The organism is Exiguobacterium sp. NPDC077395 (genome assembly GCF_050269125.1).
Lineage (GTDB): Bacteria > Bacillota > Bacilli > Exiguobacteriales > Exiguobacteriaceae > Exiguobacterium > Exiguobacterium aestuarii_A.
Genome location: NZ_JBNNHU010000005.1, coordinates 1 through 15,513, shown reverse-complemented (window position 1 = coordinate 15,513; position 15,513 = coordinate 1). Strand labels below are relative to the sequence as shown.

The 15,513-nt window shown below is 47.2% G+C and carries 25 protein-coding genes and 1 rRNA gene; all 26 read left to right on the top strand.

What is annotated here, in order from left to right:
- Nucleotides 1–13 precede the first annotated feature (13 nt).
- Complete coding sequence (gene rplE, locus ACQKD4_RS14080) at nt 14–553, top strand: 50S ribosomal protein L5 (protein ID WP_012727665.1); 540 nt, start codon at nt 14–16, stop codon at nt 551–553.
- A gap of 20 nt (nt 554–573) precedes the next feature.
- Nucleotides 574–843: a 30S ribosomal protein S14 gene (gene rpsN, locus ACQKD4_RS14075; protein WP_012727664.1), complete on the top strand. Its 270-nt coding sequence runs from the start codon at nt 574–576 to the stop codon at nt 841–843.
- Between the two features lie 31 nt (nt 844–874).
- Nucleotides 875–1,273: a 30S ribosomal protein S8 gene (rpsH, locus tag ACQKD4_RS14070; RefSeq protein WP_012727663.1), complete on the top strand. Its 399-nt coding sequence runs from the start codon at nt 875–877 to the stop codon at nt 1,271–1,273.
- Between the two features lie 33 nt (nt 1,274–1,306).
- On the top strand, nt 1,307–1,846 hold the full coding sequence (rplF, locus tag ACQKD4_RS14065) for a 50S ribosomal protein L6 (RefSeq protein WP_012727662.1): 540 nt from the start codon (nt 1,307–1,309) through the stop codon (nt 1,844–1,846).
- A 34-nt stretch (nt 1,847–1,880) separates the two neighbouring features.
- Nucleotides 1,881–2,243: a 50S ribosomal protein L18 gene (rplR, locus tag ACQKD4_RS14060; protein ID WP_074032453.1), complete on the top strand. Its 363-nt coding sequence runs from the start codon at nt 1,881–1,883 to the stop codon at nt 2,241–2,243.
- Between the two features lie 20 nt (nt 2,244–2,263).
- Complete coding sequence (gene rpsE / locus ACQKD4_RS14055) at nt 2,264–2,764, top strand: 30S ribosomal protein S5 (RefSeq protein WP_012727660.1); 501 nt, start codon at nt 2,264–2,266, stop codon at nt 2,762–2,764.
- A 15-nt stretch (nt 2,765–2,779) separates the two neighbouring features.
- Nucleotides 2,780–2,965, top strand: a complete 186-nt coding sequence (gene rpmD / locus ACQKD4_RS14050; RefSeq protein ID WP_012727659.1) for a 50S ribosomal protein L30 — start codon at nt 2,780–2,782, stop codon at nt 2,963–2,965.
- Between the two features lie 31 nt (nt 2,966–2,996).
- On the top strand, nt 2,997–3,437 hold the full coding sequence (rplO, locus tag ACQKD4_RS14045; protein WP_012727658.1) for a 50S ribosomal protein L15: 441 nt from the start codon (nt 2,997–2,999) through the stop codon (nt 3,435–3,437).
- Nucleotides 3,437–4,726 carry a preprotein translocase subunit SecY gene (secY, locus tag ACQKD4_RS14040; protein ID WP_214697130.1) on the top strand — a complete coding sequence of 430 codons (1,290 nt, stop codon included), beginning with the start codon at nt 3,437–3,439 and terminating at the stop codon, nt 4,724–4,726. The genes rplO and secY overlap by 1 nt, the downstream gene beginning before the upstream one ends.
- Before the next feature lie 79 nt (nt 4,727–4,805).
- Entirely contained in the window at nt 4,806–5,456 is a 651-nt protein-coding gene (locus tag ACQKD4_RS14035; protein WP_012727656.1) for an adenylate kinase, read from the top strand.
- Nucleotides 5,453–6,211, top strand: coding sequence for a type I methionyl aminopeptidase (gene map, locus ACQKD4_RS14030; RefSeq protein WP_074032461.1), 759 nt, complete (start codon nt 5,453–5,455; stop codon nt 6,209–6,211). The genes ACQKD4_RS14035 and map overlap by 4 nt, the downstream gene beginning before the upstream one ends.
- Nucleotides 6,212–6,316: 105 nt before the next feature.
- Entirely contained in the window at nt 6,317–6,535 is a 219-nt protein-coding gene (gene infA / locus ACQKD4_RS14025) for a translation initiation factor IF-1 (RefSeq protein WP_021066622.1), read from the top strand.
- A gap of 30 nt (nt 6,536–6,565) precedes the next feature.
- Nucleotides 6,566–6,679, top strand: coding sequence for a 50S ribosomal protein L36 (gene rpmJ / locus ACQKD4_RS14020; protein ID WP_003156543.1), 114 nt, complete (start codon nt 6,566–6,568; stop codon nt 6,677–6,679).
- Between the two features lie 19 nt (nt 6,680–6,698).
- Entirely contained in the window at nt 6,699–7,064 is a 366-nt protein-coding gene (gene rpsM / locus ACQKD4_RS14015; protein WP_012727653.1) for a 30S ribosomal protein S13, read from the top strand.
- A gap of 16 nt (nt 7,065–7,080) precedes the next feature.
- Nucleotides 7,081–7,476, top strand: a complete 396-nt coding sequence (gene rpsK / locus ACQKD4_RS14010; protein ID WP_012727652.1) for a 30S ribosomal protein S11 — start codon at nt 7,081–7,083, stop codon at nt 7,474–7,476.
- Nucleotides 7,477–7,568: 92 nt separating this feature from the next.
- Nucleotides 7,569–8,513, top strand: a complete 945-nt coding sequence (locus ACQKD4_RS14005; protein ID WP_012727651.1) for a DNA-directed RNA polymerase subunit alpha — start codon at nt 7,569–7,571, stop codon at nt 8,511–8,513.
- Nucleotides 8,514–8,537: 24 nt separating this feature from the next.
- Entirely contained in the window at nt 8,538–8,891 is a 354-nt protein-coding gene (rplQ, locus tag ACQKD4_RS14000) for a 50S ribosomal protein L17 (protein ID WP_012727650.1), read from the top strand.
- A 69-nt stretch (nt 8,892–8,960) separates the two neighbouring features.
- Nucleotides 8,961–9,797 (top strand): energy-coupling factor transporter ATPase, encoded by an 837-nt coding sequence (locus tag ACQKD4_RS13995; RefSeq protein WP_031421869.1) that lies wholly within the window; start codon nt 8,961–8,963, stop codon nt 9,795–9,797.
- Nucleotides 9,773–10,651: an energy-coupling factor transporter ATPase gene (locus tag ACQKD4_RS13990; RefSeq protein WP_214697131.1), complete on the top strand. Its 879-nt coding sequence runs from the start codon at nt 9,773–9,775 to the stop codon at nt 10,649–10,651. Before ACQKD4_RS13995 ends, ACQKD4_RS13990 begins: the two co-directional genes overlap by 25 nt.
- Nucleotides 10,648–11,439 (top strand): energy-coupling factor transporter transmembrane component T family protein, encoded by a 792-nt coding sequence (locus ACQKD4_RS13985; RefSeq protein ID WP_074032475.1) that lies wholly within the window; start codon nt 10,648–10,650, stop codon nt 11,437–11,439. The genes ACQKD4_RS13990 and ACQKD4_RS13985 overlap by 4 nt, the downstream gene beginning before the upstream one ends.
- Nucleotides 11,436–12,176, top strand: coding sequence for a tRNA pseudouridine(38-40) synthase TruA (truA, locus tag ACQKD4_RS13980; protein WP_427373802.1), 741 nt, complete (start codon nt 11,436–11,438; stop codon nt 12,174–12,176). Before ACQKD4_RS13985 ends, truA begins: the two co-directional genes overlap by 4 nt.
- A gap of 143 nt (nt 12,177–12,319) precedes the next feature.
- Complete coding sequence (rplM, locus tag ACQKD4_RS13975; RefSeq protein WP_026824852.1) at nt 12,320–12,757, top strand: 50S ribosomal protein L13; 438 nt, start codon at nt 12,320–12,322, stop codon at nt 12,755–12,757.
- A gap of 25 nt (nt 12,758–12,782) precedes the next feature.
- Nucleotides 12,783–13,175: a 30S ribosomal protein S9 gene (rpsI, locus tag ACQKD4_RS13970; protein ID WP_012727644.1), complete on the top strand. Its 393-nt coding sequence runs from the start codon at nt 12,783–12,785 to the stop codon at nt 13,173–13,175.
- Nucleotides 13,176–13,309: 134 nt separating this feature from the next.
- On the top strand, nt 13,310–14,341 hold the full coding sequence (locus ACQKD4_RS13965) for a P-loop NTPase (protein WP_074032486.1): 1,032 nt from the start codon (nt 13,310–13,312) through the stop codon (nt 14,339–14,341).
- An 11-nt stretch (nt 14,342–14,352) separates the two neighbouring features.
- Entirely contained in the window at nt 14,353–14,997 is a 645-nt protein-coding gene (locus ACQKD4_RS13960; RefSeq protein WP_214697135.1) for a KinB-signaling pathway activation protein, read from the top strand.
- A 346-nt stretch (nt 14,998–15,343) separates the two neighbouring features.
- Nucleotides 15,344–15,513: ribosomal RNA gene (locus tag ACQKD4_RS13955) — 16S ribosomal RNA — on the top strand; the annotation flags it as partial.

Here is a 15,513-nt window from a genome sequence, read left to right as displayed (position 1 = left end):
GGTCCATTCGACTATGAACCGTTTGCAAGAGAAGTATAAAAGCGACATCGTGAAAGCGATGATGGATAAATTCAACTATGACTCGGTCATGCAAGTACCGAAAATCGAAAAGATCGTCATCAACATGGGTGTAGGTGATGCTGTTTCGAACTCGAAAGCACTTGACATGGCAGTTGAAGAATTAACAATTCTTTCAGGTCAAAAACCACTCGTAACGAAAGCGAAGAAATCAATCGCTGGTTTCAAGCTTCGTGAAGGTATGCCAATCGGTGCGAAGGTTACACTTCGTGGCGAGCGTATGTACGATTTCCTCGACAAATTGGTAACTGTTTCACTTCCACGTGTACGTGACTTCCGCGGTGTATCGAAGAAAGCATTCGACGGACGCGGTAACTACACGCTTGGCGTGAAAGAGCAACTTATTTTCCCTGAAATCGATTACGATAAAGTATCTAAAGTACGCGGTATGGACATCGTTGTTGTTACAACAGCAAACACAGACGAAGAAGCACGTGAATTGCTCACACTTCTCGGTATGCCATTCCAAAAATAATCTAGAGGGAGGTCGACAACATGGCTAAAAAGTCAATGGTGAATCGCGAACTTAAACGCGAGAAACTCGTTGCCCAGTACGCTGAAAAGCGTGCGAAGTTGAAAGCTGAAGGCGATTATATCGGACTCAGCAAATTGCCACGTAACTCGTCACCTGTACGCTTGCACAACCGTTGCAGCATCACAGGTCGTCCGCATGGTTACATGGGTAAATTCGGGATCAGCCGTATCAAGTTCCGTGATCTTGCATACAAAGGTCAAATCCCTGGTGTTAAAAAAGCAAGCTGGTAATCCACTAACAGTGTGAAAGGAGGTACATCGCATGGTAATGACAGACCCTATTGCAGATATGCTTACACGTATCCGTAACGCTAACATGGTTCGCCATGAAAAAATGGAGCTTCCAGCTTCGAACATTAAACGTGAGATCGCTGAAATCCTTAAGCGTGAAGGTTTCATTCGCGATGTTGAATATATCGAGGACGCTAAACAAGGTACACTTCGTCTTTTCCTTAAATATGGAGCAAGCAACGAACGTGTAATCACTGGTCTCAAACGTATTTCGAAACCAGGTCTTCGCGTATACGCAAAAGCTGATGAAGTGCCTAAAGTACTCGGAGGACTCGGAATCGCAGTTCTTTCGACATCTAAAGGTCTTATGACTGATAAAGAAGCTCGCCAACAACAAGTCGGCGGCGAAGTGATCGCCTACATCTGGTAAGTCACTTTTCTAACAAGAACGGAGGTGTAATCAATGTCACGTATTGGTAAAAAACCAGTTACGATTCCTGCTGGCGTTACTGTAACAGTTGCTAATGACAACACGGTCACAGTAAAAGGTGCTAAAGGTGAACTTTCGCTTTCAGCTAACCCGGCATTGGAAATCAAAGTTGAAGAGAACGAATTGACGGTTGTTCGTCCAGACGAATCGAAAGAAAGCCGCACAATTCACGGTACGACACGTGCCCTTATTGCCAACATGGTACAAGGTGTGTCGAACGGATTCCAAAAAACACTTGAGATCTCGGGGGTTGGTTACCGTGCTACGAAGCAAGGTAACAAACTCGTCCTCAACCTCGGCTACTCGCACCCAATCGAGTACGTTGCTGAGGAAGGTATCGAAATCGAAGTTCCTTCAAACACGCAAATCATCGTAAAAGGGATTAACAAAGAGCGCGTCGGTCACGTTGCTGCTCAAATCCGCTCGTACCGTGCTCCAGAACCTTACAAAGGTAAAGGTGTTCGTTACTCTGATGAACGTATTCGCCGTAAAGAAGGTAAGACTGGTAAGTAATTCGTCACGAAATGAACGGAAAGGAGTGGCATAAATGATCACAAAGGCAGATAAAAATGCAGTTCGTAAAAAACGTCATGCTCGCGTACGTCGTACGATCTCGGGGACAGCAGCTCGTCCACGTTTGAACGTATTCCGTTCGAGCAAGCACATTTACGTTCAACTTATCGATGACGCAGCACAAACAACGCTTGTGTCTGCATCTTCGAAAGATAAAGCTCTCGATCTTACAAATGGCGGTAACGTTGAAGCAGCGAAAGCTGTTGGTAAACTTGCTGCAGAACGTGCACTCGAGAAAGGTATCGACACAGTTGTGTTCGACCGTGGTGGATACCTCTATCATGGCCGCGTCAAAGCTGTTGCAGAAGCAGCTCGTGAAGCAGGTCTTAAATTCTAATAAAAAGGAGGGGACACTCGATGCGCCAGTTAGACGTTAACATGGAACAACTTGAAGAACGCGTTGTTACCGTAAACCGCGTCGCGAAAGTCGTAAAAGGTGGCCGCCGCTTCCGTTTTGCTGCTCTCGTAGTCGTAGGTGACAAAAATGGTCACGTCGGTTTCGGTACAGGTAAGGCACAAGAGGTGCCAGAAGCGATTCGCAAGGCTATTGAAGCCGCTAAGAAAAACATGGTACAAGTACCTATGGTTGGTACAACAATTCCACACGAAATCACAGGAGTATTCGGAGCAGGTCGTGTATTCATGAAACCAGCTTCTGAAGGTACTGGGGTTATCGCTGGTGGTCCAGTTCGTGCGGTGCTCGAACTTGCAGGTGTAGGTGACATCCTTTCGAAATCGTTAGGTTCAAACACACCGATCAACATCGTCCGTGCGACGGTACAGGGCTTGACTGAGCTCAAAAAAGCAGAGGAAGTTGCTAAACTACGTGGTAAAAGCGTAGAAGAACTTCTTAACTAAGGGAGGGAACTAGACATGGCGAAACTCGCAATCACCCTCACACGCAGCACAATTGGTCGTCCGGAAGGTCAGCGTGTTACTGTACGTACACTCGGTCTTCGCAAAATGCATCAAACGGTCGTTGTCCCAGACAACGTCGCGATGCGCGGTATGATCAATAAAGTGTCGCACCTTGTGACTGTAAAAGAAATCAACGAATAATAAAGATTTTAATAAATAAGGAGGTGCCACTATGAAACTCCATGAATTGAAGCCAACTCCAGGTTCACGTCACGAACGTAACCGTGTCGGTCGCGGTATGGCGACCGGTAACGGTAAAACTTCTGGCCGTGGACACAAAGGTCAAAAAGCTCGTTCGGGCGGTGGCGTTCGTCCAGGATTCGAAGGTGGACAAAACCCACTTTACCGTCGTCTTCCAAAACGCGGTTTCAACAACCCAACTCGTAAAGAGTACGCGGTTGTTTCCCTAGACACGCTTAACCGTTTCGAAGCAGGTACTGAAGTTACTCCAGAACTCTTAATCGAGACTGGTGTAGTCAGCTCTGCTAAAGACGGAATCAAGGTCCTTGCTAACGGCAAGCTTGAAACTAAATTGACTGTAAAAGCCAACAAGTTCTCGGGTGCAGCGAAAGAAGCAATCGAAGCAGCTGGCGGTACAGTTGAGGTGATCTGATGTTTCAGACGATCTCCAATATGTGGCGCGTGAAAGATATTCGACAGCGTATTCTCTTCACACTCGCAATCATCATCATTTTCCGCATCGGGGCTCATATCCCGGTGCCGATGGTGAATACGGATGTGTTGCGTTTTGACTCAGGAGGTCTTCTTGACTTCTTGAACTTGTTTGGAGGAAATGCTTTACAGAACTTCTCCTTGTTCGCAATGGGGATCATGCCGTACATTACGGCATCGATCGTTGTGCAACTTTTACAAATGGACGTCGTTCCAAAGTTTGCCGAATGGGCAAAACAAGGAGAGGCGGGCCGTAAAAAGTTAGCGACGGTCACGCGCTATGGGACGATCATCTTAGGCTTTGTCCAAGCGACTTCATTGTCGTTTGGATTTAACCGCCTCTACCCAGGTCTCGTCAATGAAACATGGGGAACGGCAACTTACTTTGTGATCGCGATTGTACTCACTGCGGGTACAGCGTTCTTGATGTTCCTTGGTGAGATGACAACGGAGAAAGGTGTTGGGAATGGTATTTCCATCATTATCTTCGCTGGTATCGTCGCTGGGTTCCCAAGAATCTTTACGCAGATTTATGAAACAAAACTCCAAAACGCTGGAGATGCATTGTTCATTAACATCGTTTACTTGGTTGTATTGGCCCTTGTTATTTTGGCTGTGACGGTTGGGATCATTTATGTTCAACAAGCGGCACGCAAAATTCCAATCCAATATGCAAAACGCACGGCAAACCGTACCCCAGTGGGCGGTCAGTCGACGCACTTGCCAATCAAACTAAACGCTGCAGGTGTTATCCCGGTTATCTTCGCGATTTCCTTCATGGTAACACCACCAACTGTTGCAAGCTTCATTGCTTCTCCAGAGACAACGCAAAAATTACAGACGTACTTTGACACGACGGCGCCAATCGGAATGTCGATTTACGTTGCGTTAATCATTGCGTTCTCTTACTTCTATACATTTGTTCAGGTCAACCCAGAGCAGATGGCAGAAAATCTGCAGAAGCAAGGTGGTTATATTCCTGGGATTCGTCCTGGGGCGCAAACAGAACAGTACATCACGAAGTTGCTGTATCGATTGACTTTCTTCGGAGCGATTTTCTTATCGCTCGTGGCGATCATGCCGACAATCTTCATTAAGCTTGCCGGTCTTCCAACTTCCGTTCAAATCGGAGGAACGAGCTTATTGATCGTCATCGGGGTAGCCCTCGAAACGATGAAACAAATCGAGAGTCAACTTGTAAAACGACACTATAAAGGCTTTATCCGTTAAAGCGGAAGGAAGGGTTGACCCTTCCTTCCTGTCGTGTTTACAAGCCCTTCGTGAAAATCAAAACTGGAGGCTAACCGAGATGAATCTAGTACTCATGGGCTTACCGGGTGCTGGGAAAGGGACTCAAGCTGCTAAAATCGTAGAAGAGTACCAAATCCCTCACATTTCGACAGGCGACATGTTTCGTGCGGCAATCAAAGGCGGAACGCCACTCGGTAAAGAAGCCAAGTCGTTTATGGATAAAGGCGAACTCGTACCGGATGAGGTAACAATCGGAATCGTACGCGAACGTCTTAGCCAAGATGACACTGAAAAAGGTTTCTTACTTGATGGATTCCCGCGTACTGTTGCTCAAGCAGAGGCACTCGAAAGTTTGCTTAAAGATTTGGGGAAACAGATTGACCACGTCGTCAACATCGATGTGGATGCGGAAATTCTCGTTCCACGTTTGACAGGTCGTTGGATCTGCCCAACATGTGGTGCGACATATCACGTGATCTTCAACCCACCAAAAGTGGAAGGCATCTGTGATGTGGATGGGTCGGCTCTCATGCAACGTGAAGACGATAAAGAGGAAACGGTTCGCCGTCGCCTTGACGTCAACATCGAGCAATCGAAACCACTCATTGACTTTTACGCTGAAAAAGGGTATCTTCGTACATTGGATGGAGATCGTCCAATCGATGTCGTATATGCCGATGTCAAAGCATTACTCGGTGATACTGAATGATCATCACGAAGACGCCTCGTGAAATTGCGATTATGCGTGAGGCTGGGCAAATTGTTGCTCGAACGCACCAGGTGCTCAAACAGCACATAAAACCAGGAATCACGACGCTTGAGCTCGACCAGATTGCGGAAGATTACATTCGCAGCCAAGGTGCGACGCCATCGTTTAAAGGCTATAACGGTTTTACCGGTAGTGTTTGCGCTTCGGTGAATGAAGAGCTTGTTCATGGCATTCCAGGAAAACGGGTATTGAAAGATGGAGATATTATCTCCATCGACATCGGTGCCTACTATAATGGATACCATGGAGATTCCGCTTGGACTTATCCAGTGGGAACAATCTCAGAAGAGACACAGCGGCTACTTGACGTAACCGAAGAAAGTCTGTATAAAGGATTGGAGCACGCCAAGGCTGGAGGGCGATTGACAGATATTTCTCATGCGATTCAAGCATATGTTGAATCACACGATTTCTCTGTCGTCCGCGAATACGTCGGTCATGGTGTTGGACAAAATTTGCATGAAGAACCGCAAATTCCACACTATGGTCCACCGGGGAAAGGGCCGCGCCTGAAGACTGGGATGACGTTAGCTATTGAACCAATGGTTAATGCTGGTCAACGCTATGTTCGAACACTGGCTGATAACTGGACAGTTGTCACAGTGGACGGTAGCATGTGCGCCCACTTTGAGCACACCATCGCCATCACAGACGATGGATACGAGATTTTAACGAAACTCGATTCCGGTGAATGAGGCTCTATTGTTTCATACTGATCCATTCTGGATCCTTCTCTCACAGTAGATGGCAATAGATCGTCTGTGCTCCTAAAGATCTTCATATAGAAAGGGGAATAAATGATGGCGAAACAAGATGTCATTGAAGTGGAAGGCACTGTTGTCGAACCACTTCCGAACGCAATGTTTAAAGTGGAGTTAGAAAACGGCCACACGGTGCTCGCGCACGTCTCAGGGAAAATTCGGATGCACTACATTCGGATCCTTCCAGGTGACCGCGTAACTGTTGAGTTGTCTCCATACGACTTGACTCGCGGGCGGATTACGTACCGTTATAAGTAACTCCGATTTTTCCAGGAGGAGGGTATACTCATGAAAGTAAGACCGTCGGTAAAACCGATTTGCGAAAAATGTAAAGTTATTCGCCGTAAGGGTAAAGTAATGGTAATTTGCGAAAACCCGAAACACAAACAAAAACAAGGTTAATTTCAGAGGAGGTGCACACATGGCACGTATTGCTGGTGTAGATATTCCACGCGAAAAACGTATCGTTATTTCGCTCACATACATCTATGGTATTGGTAAAACAAAAGCACAAGAAATTTTGAAGGCTGCTAACGTTTCTGAAGAGACACGCACACGCGACCTTACTGAAGATGAACTCAACCGTATCCGTGAAGCAATTGACGGAATCAAAGTTGAAGGTGACCTTCGTCGTGAAGTTTCACTTAACATCAAACGTTTGATCGAGATCGGCGCATACCGCGGTATCCGTCATCGCCGTAGTCTCCCTGTTCGCGGTCAAAACACGAAGAACAACTCGCGTACTCGTAAAGGCCCACGCCGTACAGTAGCGAACAAGAAGAAGTAAAGGAGGGAATTGAACAATGGCGAAACGTAAGCAAAACGTACGTTCTAAACGTAAAGTTAAAAAACATGTTGAAGTCGGTGTGGTACACATCCGTTCTACATTCAACAACACAATCATTACAATCACTGACACGCAAGGTAACGCGATCTCATGGGCTACTTCTGGTAACCTTGGATTTAAAGGATCACGTAAATCGACTCCGTTCGCAGCACAAATGGCTGCTGAAACTGCAGCGAAAGTTGCAATGGACAACGGTATGCGTACAGTAGAAGTTAACGTTAAAGGTCCTGGTGCTGGACGTGAAGCGGCTATCCGTGCGCTCCAAGCTACTGGTCTCGAAGTTACTGCAATCCGTGACGTAACTCCAGTTCCGCACAACGGTTGCCGCCCTCCGAAACGTCGCCGCGTATAATCGCTTGAGCGTGTGAGGGGTTTACCTAGCACGACAGCTTATACTTTAGCAGTTCAAACTGCACGGCAGGATATACTCAAGGAGGGGTTCAGATGATCGAGATTGAAAAACCAAAGATCGAAACGGTCGAAATCAGCGAGGACGCTACGTTTGGTAAATTCGTAGTAGAACCGCTTGAACGTGGATATGGCACTACTCTCGGTAACTCACTACGTCGAATTCTATTGTCATCGCTCCCAGGTGCAGCGGTAACAGCGGTTCAAATCGATGGCGTGCTTCACGAGTTCTCTACGATTGACGGTGTCGTCGAAGACGTTACTCAAATCGTACTAAACCTCAAGAAGTTAGCACTCAAAGTGTACTCGGAAGAAGAGAAAACGCTTGAGATTAACGTTTCAAGTGCCGGTGCTGTCACTGCGGCAGACATTACCCATGATAGCGACGTTGAAATCTTGAATCCTGAGCTCCACATCGCGACTCTCGCTGACAATGCGACGCTTCGCATGCGTTTGACTGCTCGCCGTGGTCGTGGTTACGTCCAGGCAGAAGATAACAAACGTGATGATATGCCGATTGGGGTCATTCCAATCGATTCGATCTATACACCGATTCAACGCGTGAACTACGAAGTAGATAAAACACGTGTCGGTCAAGACGCTAGCTTTGATAAGCTTTTATTAGACGTGTGGACAGATGGTTCAATTCGTCCGGAAGAAGCTGTATCATTAGGAGCAAAAATTTTGACTGAACACTTGAACATCTTCGTTGGTTTGACAGATGAGGCTCTCAACGCAGAAATCATGGTCGAGAAAGAAGAAGACCAAAAAGAAAAAGTACTCGAAATGACGATTGAAGAACTCGATCTCTCAGTTCGTTCGTACAACTGCTTGAAGCGCGCTGGCATCAACACTGTTCAAGAACTCGCAAACAAATCAGAGGAAGAGATGATGAAAGTTCGTAACCTCGGACGTAAATCACTCGAAGAAGTTCAACACAAGTTGGACGAACTCGGTTTGGGCTTGCGTAAAGAAGACTAAGTTCAACCGAAGGAGGGAAATGTAATGGCTTATTCGAAACTTGGCCGTACAAGCTCGCAACGCAAGGCGCTTTTGCGTGATCTTGCAACTGACCTAATCATCAACGAGCGCATTCAAACAACTGAACAAAAAGCGAAAGAACTTCGCCCAGTCGTTGAAAAATTGATCACTCTTGGGAAACGTGGCGATCTTCATGCCCGTCGTCAAGTAGCTTCATTCGTTCGTAAGGAGAACGCTGGAGAAAAAGACGCAATCCAAAAATTGTTCGAAGACGTGGCTCCACGCTACGCTGAACGTCAAGGTGGATACACGCGCATCATGAAAGTCGGCCCACGCCGCGGTGATGGTGCAGAAGTTGTAATCATCGAACTCGTCTAATTCATTAGGCAGTCAACAGGGCATGCGGTGACGTATTGCCCTGTTTCCACATCAGAAAGGAGTCGACCTATGGAATCGCAAATTATGGTACGGGACGTCGTATTTCATTACCCTGGACAGTCTGAGCCGGCACTTAACGGCCTGTCGCTCGATGTATATAAAGGGGAATGGCTTGCGATTGTCGGCCATAATGGTTCTGGTAAGTCGACACTGACGAAGTTGTGGAACGGACTTCTTATTCCTGAACAGGGGGAAGTCCGCGTCGAGACACTCGATCCATCGAACGCCGCAGACGTGTGGGACGTTCGAACGCGGATCGGGGTCGTCTTTCAAAATCCCGACAATCAATTTGTCGGGGCGACCGTGCGCGATGATGTGGCATTTTCTCTCGAAAACATGGGACTTCCACGTCAAGAAATGGTTCGTCGAATTGATGACAGTCTAGCGCGCGTTGGATTATCGGAACTAGCGGACCGTGAACCGCATCAGTTATCCGGTGGACAAAAGCAGCGCGTTGCGATAGCTGCGGCTCTCGCAATGCGCCCGCGTGTCCTCGTGCTCGATGAAGCGACCTCGATGCTCGACCCAATTGGGCGACAAGAGGTATTACAAACGGTAAGACAACTCGTCTCAGAAGGGATGACCGTTGTCGCCATTACACACGAGCTCGACGAAGTGTTGTTTGCCGACCGTATCATTGCATTATCGAAAGGTAAGATTGCGATGACGGGTACACCTGAAGACGTGTTTCAACATCCCGATACGCTTCGTGACATTCAATTGGATGTCCCGTTCATTGTCCGGATGCAACTCGAACTGAAGGCACGTGGCATTCCACTCGATCGTCTGATGCTACAACATTCGGAGTTGGTGAACCATCTATGCCGATACGCATTGAAGAAGTAACATATCAATATCAAATGAATACTCCGTTTGAACGAACCGCGCTGCGCGATGTGAATGTAACCATTCCGTCGGGAGCGCTTGTTGCGTTTCTTGGGCATACGGGCTCTGGGAAATCAACGCTCGTTCAACATATGAACGGGTTATTACGACCGACTGATGGACGTGTCGTGGTCGATGATATCACGGTCACACCGATTCGAACGCGTCGTGATAAAAAACAAAATCTCTTGCCGCTTCGGCGTCGCGTTGGGCTCGTCTTTCAATATCCTGAGCACCAATTGTTTGAAGAGACGGTCGAACGCGACGTCATGTTCGGTCCGCGCAACTTTGGCGCGACAGATGCCGAAGCAAAAGAGCGTGCCCATGAGGCACTTCGTCTCGTCGGTTTAGATGAATCACTATGGGACCGTTCTCCATTTGACCTTTCCGGGGGGCAAATGCGTCGCGTCGCAATTGCGGGCGTCTTAGCGAGCCGCCCCGACGTCCTCATCGTCGACGAACCAACAGCTGGTCTTGATCCAATCGGCAGACGAGATATGCTGGCATTATTTAAACGATTACGAGAAGAGCTGAATCTAACGCTGATTCTTGTTTCTCACGATATGGATGACGTGCTCACTTACGCGGAACGCGTCGTCGTGATGGAGCGTGGACAGGTAGCGTTCGATGGCGATCCGTTTGAGTTGTTTCAGGATGAAGCTCTCGTACGTCGTCTCCAGCTCGATATCCCGCACGTTCTCCGATTCGCCCGTGATCTAGCGCCTGTTTTTGGGGGAACGGTCACTCCACTCGTACGAACGGAGGCCGAATTAGCGGATTGGATCGCAGAGCACTTGAGAGGGGGAGCCGAATGATTATTGGTCAATATATACCGGGTCATTCCTGGCTCCATTCACTCGATGCACGTGCGAAGACACTCTTTATTTTAGGATTTATCCCGGTCGTGTTTTTAGCGGATAACTTATGGACGAACTTGTTTCTATTAGCGTTCACGTTATTTGCGGTGAAACTATCACAACTATCGTGGCGTTATTTATGGAATGGGTTGCGGATGATTCTTTTCTTGATCGTCTTCACGTTGATCTTGCAGTTATTATTTAATCGTGACGGGACACTCCTTTTTGAATTTGGTCCGATTGCCATTTACTCAGAAGGGATTCGGATGGGACTGATCGTCTCGCTCCGGTTCTTCTATCTCGTCATGTTAACGACACTCGTCACGTTGACGACGACACCGATGGAGTTGACGGATTCGATTGAAGCGGGTCTGCGACCGTTTGAGCGGATTCGTGTACCGGCACATGAAATTGCCTTGATGTTATCGATCTCGCTTCGCTTCTTACCAACTCTTGCAGACGAGACAGACCGAATCATGAAAGCCCAGCAAGCACGAGGGGTTGATTTGATGAGCGGTCCATGGAAGTCTCGTTTAAAAGGAGTCATCCCTTTATTAATTCCATTGTTCATCTCGGCGTTTAAGCGCGCTGAGGACCTCGCTACGGCGATGGAGGCTCGCGGGTATCGTGGGGGTGAAGGACGGACGAGGTTGCGTGAGATGGAGTGGCAGACGCGTGATACAGCAGTACTGCTGATTTTTGTCGCGTTATCACTCATATTGTTCGGATTGAGAGGGATTGGATGAGACGGATTAAACTGACAGTTGCCTATGACGGGACACACTACGCGGGATATCAAGTACAGCCAAATGGGAATACGATTCAAGCGGAGATCGAGGCAGTTCTCACACGAATGCATCGCCATCCCGTCAAAATTGTCGCCTCAGGTCGTACAGACGCTCGTGTCCATGCCTTAGGACAAGTGATTCATTTTGACACTTCGTTACAGATGCCGGCGGAGCGGTTTGTCAAAGCGTTGAACGCGATGTTGCCGGACGACATCCTCGTCAAACAAGCAGAAGAAGCGGATCCTGGGTTCCATGCTCGATATGGGGCGAAGCGAAAAGAGTATCGCTATCATATCCGTAAGACCGAGGATCCATTCAGAAGGCACTATGCTGCCACGGTGACGTATGACCTTAGCCTTGATCGAATGCGTGAGGCGATGGAGCGGCTAGTCGGCACCCACGACTTTACATCGTTCTCTGTGACAAAGGCGGAAGTCGAGGACCGCGTCCGTACCATCTTTGAAGCAGAAGTGCTCGAAATGGGGGATGAGATCGTATTCTGTTTCGTCGGTTCTGGTTTCTTATATAACCAAGTACGCATCATGGTAGGGACGGTCATTGAGGTAGGGAGAGGCAAATATAAGCCGGCTGACATCACCGAAATGCTGGAAGCGAAAGACCGCCGTATGGCGGGGATTACCGCGCCCCCACACGGTTTGTATTTATGGAATGTGAATTATGAAAAAGTAGATTGACATTCCCTCTATAAAATCGTATTATATTCATTGGCATTTCATTTTCACATTTAGAGATGAACCACAATCTTAGCCCCGTAAACTAGGATTATGATAAAGCATCAAAAAAATTAAGTGAACAGACATTTTAGGAGGTATTCCACATGCGCACAACATTCATGGCTAAAGCATCTGAAGTAGAACGCAAATGGCTCCTTATCGACGCAGAAGGCAAAACACTCGGTCGTTTGACTAGTGAAGTAGCATCACTTCTTCGCGGTAAGCACAAGCCGACTTTCACACCACACGTTGATTGCGGAGACCACGTCATCATCATCAACGCTGAGAAAATCAAATTGACTGGTAACAAATTGAATGACAAGATCTACTACCGTCATTCAGGTCATCCAGGCGGTTTGAAATCACAAACTGCAAAAGAGCTTCTCGCAAAACGTCCAGAGCGTATGCTTGAACTCGCGATCAAAGGGATGCTTCCAAAAGGATCACTCGGTCGTCAACAATTCAACAAACTCCACGTTTACGCTGGAACTGAACACAAGCATGAAGCACAAAAACCAGAAGTTTACGAACTTCGCGGTTAATCGAGACACAGGGAGGAACTAAACGATGGCAGATGTACGTTACTACGGAACAGGCCGCCGCAAACACTCGGTGGCTCGCGTTCACCTCGTTGCAGGTGACGGTAAAGTTGTTGTAAATGGCCGCGATATCTCAGAATACTTCGGTCATGAGACTTTGATCATGATGGCTAAATCACCACTCGTATTGACTGAAACAGAAGGTAAATACGATGTAATCGTTAACGTTAACGGTGGTGGATACACTGGACAAGCTGGAGCGATTCGCCACGGCGTATCACGTGCGCTTCTTCAAGCGGACCCAGAATTCCGTCCAAGCCTCAAAGAAAAAGGCTTCTTAACTCGTGACGCTCGTATGAAAGAACGTAAAAAATACGGTCTTAAAGCAGCACGTCGCGCACCACAATTCTCGAAGCGTTAATCTTCGCGAAGTGGTTCGAACTCTCCATCCTTTCGGGTGGAGAGTTTTTTGTTTGAATTAGTCGATTCCAAAGCCGTCAAGAAAACGCTTTTTTTGATATACTGATATCGAAACAGTTATAAGGGGGAAGCGATATGCTTACAGTAGAGCAAGTACGCGAGGAATTGGCGGGGCTCGTTGATCCAACGATCAACCGAACGCTTGGAGATACAGCGGGAGTCAAAGACATCCGCATTAAAGAAGATTACGTCAGTGTAAAAGTGGCACTCGGACAAACAGGGAGCGGGGAACAGCTTCAGTTACAACAAGAGATCGTCACATTGCTCAAGGGGAAAGGCTTTAAGACGGTCGGGCTTCGCTTTGAAGCATTGAACGATGAAAGTTTGAAGGAGGCAACGAAGCCAGCAATCCTTCGTGAGAATTCAGGAACGACATTTATCGCGATCGCTTCAGGTAAAGGTGGCGTAGGGAAGTCGACAGTATCCGTCAACTTAGCGGTTGCGCTTGCACGTGCTGGGAAGAAAGTTGGATTGATCGACGCGGACATTTACGGTTTCAGTGTCCCAGATATGCTCGGAATCGAAGAACGTCCAGTCGTTCGTGGAGAAAAAATCATTCCAGTTGAGCGATTTGGTGTAAAAGTCATCTCGATGGGCTTCTTTGTTGAAGATAATGCACCTGTTATCTGGCGCGGACCGATGCTCGGGAAGATGCTCAACAACTTCTTTAATGATGTGGAGTGGGGAGACCTTGACTATCTATTGCTCGACTTACCACCAGGAACAGGAGATGTCGCGCTCGATATCCACTCTATGCTCCCATCATGTCAAGAGTTGATTGTGACGACACCTCACGCTACAGCAGCCTTCGTTGCTGCCCGTGCAGGAGCAATGGCGATTAAAACGAACCATAAAGTGTTAGGCATCATTGAGAACATGGCTTACTTCGAAAGTAAGGTCACAGGCGAGAAAGAATACGTATTTGGGTATGGTGGTGGAGAAAAACTCTCAGAAGCACTGAAGAGTAAACTCCTCGCTCAAATCCCACTCGGTCAACCGTATGACAACGAAGAAGACTTTGCACCATCTGTGTATCGTGATGGGCATCCGTTTGAGCATACGTATGATGAGTTGGCGCAAGCAGTCATTCAACAAATAGAAGGGTGAATCGGTGAGAGATGAAAGTACAAGGTTTTTTACGTTTGTTTTGGACAACGCTCGTGTTTGGGACGTTGTTTGGGTTCCTGATGAATTTATTGGCGAACCCGGGTTATTTGGTCAGTCAGTCCTGGGAGGCAATTGTCACGGCACTCAGTTACTCGAGTACATGGACCGGGATCAGCATGATGGGCTTCTTCGCCTACCTAATCATCCACCGAGTCGGTCTCGACTTGTTTAGAGGACCACGTCTATGGAATCGTGTTCAAGTATTGCTGATTGCTTTCGCAATCTTTGATGCCGTTTATTTACGAATGCTCGCATTTGGGAACGATCATATGTGGCGTTATATCGGTGAGATGGCTGTGCTATTAATTGTCGCTTGGGTAGTTGCTGTAAGTAAGGCGAAACAAACGAATATGAGTGCTTTCATTCCGACACTCTTCTTGATGACGGTGATTACGTTAATCGAATGGATTCCAGCGCTTCAAACAACTGATGAAATCCCATTACTTTGGCCAGCACTCGCGACACTCGTGTTTGCGAACGCCTATCAAGTATTGATGCTTCATCGTTTCCAACAGACTGGACAAGTTGCAGAGCCGACTTCTTCGGAAACAGCGAAGAAGAAAACAAAAAAGCAGATGTCTTCTAAGTCATCCTAACGATCGAGCGGTCGTGGATTACTCCTTGTCAGGGGGTTGATCCACGACTGTTTTTTTTCATTTAGTGATGTTAATAGAAAAAAATAAAGTTTTTTTAGAAAAACAGTTGACGGTTTTTTAGGATGCTGATATATTAATAAACGTCGCTGATGTTGTTCACGAAACAATAATCAGAAAGCGAAAAAAATAATAAAAAGTAGTTGACTTTCACAAGTCAAATCGCTATTATTAAAAAGTCGCTAACACGACAACGATTGGTCTTTGAAAACTGAACGATGAGGCAAAAATAAGTTTTACCATTTTTGAATGAAGCGCAAGCTTCGTCAATTTAAGAGCTATATCAAATTCTTTGGAGAGTTTGATCCTGGCTCAGGACGAACGCTGGCGGCGTGCCTAATACATGCAAGTCGAGCGCAGGAAGCCGTTCTGAACCCTCCGGGGGGACGACGGCGGAATGAGCGGCGGACGGGTGAGTAACACGTAAAGAACCTGCCCATAGGTCTGGGATAACCACGA

Coding starts and splice junctions, on each gene's coding strand:
- rplE (WP_012727665.1), top strand. CDS start 14: ATGAACCGTTTGCAAGAGAAGTATAAAAGCGACATCGTGAAAGCGATG.
- rpsN (WP_012727664.1), top strand. CDS start 574: ATGGCTAAAAAGTCAATGGTGAATCGCGAACTTAAACGCGAGAAACTC.
- rpsH (WP_012727663.1), top strand. CDS start 875: ATGGTAATGACAGACCCTATTGCAGATATGCTTACACGTATCCGTAAC.
- rplF (WP_012727662.1), top strand. CDS start 1,307: ATGTCACGTATTGGTAAAAAACCAGTTACGATTCCTGCTGGCGTTACT.
- rplR (WP_074032453.1), top strand. CDS start 1,881: ATGATCACAAAGGCAGATAAAAATGCAGTTCGTAAAAAACGTCATGCT.
- rpsE (WP_012727660.1), top strand. CDS start 2,264: ATGCGCCAGTTAGACGTTAACATGGAACAACTTGAAGAACGCGTTGTT.
- rpmD (WP_012727659.1), top strand. CDS start 2,780: ATGGCGAAACTCGCAATCACCCTCACACGCAGCACAATTGGTCGTCCG.
- rplO (WP_012727658.1), top strand. CDS start 2,997: ATGAAACTCCATGAATTGAAGCCAACTCCAGGTTCACGTCACGAACGT.
- secY (WP_214697130.1), top strand. CDS start 3,437: ATGTTTCAGACGATCTCCAATATGTGGCGCGTGAAAGATATTCGACAG.
- ACQKD4_RS14035 (WP_012727656.1), top strand. CDS start 4,806: ATGAATCTAGTACTCATGGGCTTACCGGGTGCTGGGAAAGGGACTCAA.
- map (WP_074032461.1), top strand. CDS start 5,453: ATGATCATCACGAAGACGCCTCGTGAAATTGCGATTATGCGTGAGGCT.
- infA (WP_021066622.1), top strand. CDS start 6,317: ATGGCGAAACAAGATGTCATTGAAGTGGAAGGCACTGTTGTCGAACCA.
- rpmJ (WP_003156543.1), top strand. CDS start 6,566: ATGAAAGTAAGACCGTCGGTAAAACCGATTTGCGAAAAATGTAAAGTT.
- rpsM (WP_012727653.1), top strand. CDS start 6,699: ATGGCACGTATTGCTGGTGTAGATATTCCACGCGAAAAACGTATCGTT.
- rpsK (WP_012727652.1), top strand. CDS start 7,081: ATGGCGAAACGTAAGCAAAACGTACGTTCTAAACGTAAAGTTAAAAAA.
- ACQKD4_RS14005 (WP_012727651.1), top strand. CDS start 7,569: ATGATCGAGATTGAAAAACCAAAGATCGAAACGGTCGAAATCAGCGAG.
- rplQ (WP_012727650.1), top strand. CDS start 8,538: ATGGCTTATTCGAAACTTGGCCGTACAAGCTCGCAACGCAAGGCGCTT.
- ACQKD4_RS13995 (WP_031421869.1), top strand. CDS start 8,961: ATGGAATCGCAAATTATGGTACGGGACGTCGTATTTCATTACCCTGGA.
- ACQKD4_RS13990 (WP_214697131.1), top strand. CDS start 9,773: ATGCCGATACGCATTGAAGAAGTAACATATCAATATCAAATGAATACT.
- ACQKD4_RS13985 (WP_074032475.1), top strand. CDS start 10,648: ATGATTATTGGTCAATATATACCGGGTCATTCCTGGCTCCATTCACTC.
- truA (WP_427373802.1), top strand. CDS start 11,436: ATGAGACGGATTAAACTGACAGTTGCCTATGACGGGACACACTACGCG.
- rplM (WP_026824852.1), top strand. CDS start 12,320: ATGCGCACAACATTCATGGCTAAAGCATCTGAAGTAGAACGCAAATGG.
- rpsI (WP_012727644.1), top strand. CDS start 12,783: ATGGCAGATGTACGTTACTACGGAACAGGCCGCCGCAAACACTCGGTG.
- ACQKD4_RS13965 (WP_074032486.1), top strand. CDS start 13,310: ATGCTTACAGTAGAGCAAGTACGCGAGGAATTGGCGGGGCTCGTTGAT.
- ACQKD4_RS13960 (WP_214697135.1), top strand. CDS start 14,353: ATGAAAGTACAAGGTTTTTTACGTTTGTTTTGGACAACGCTCGTGTTT.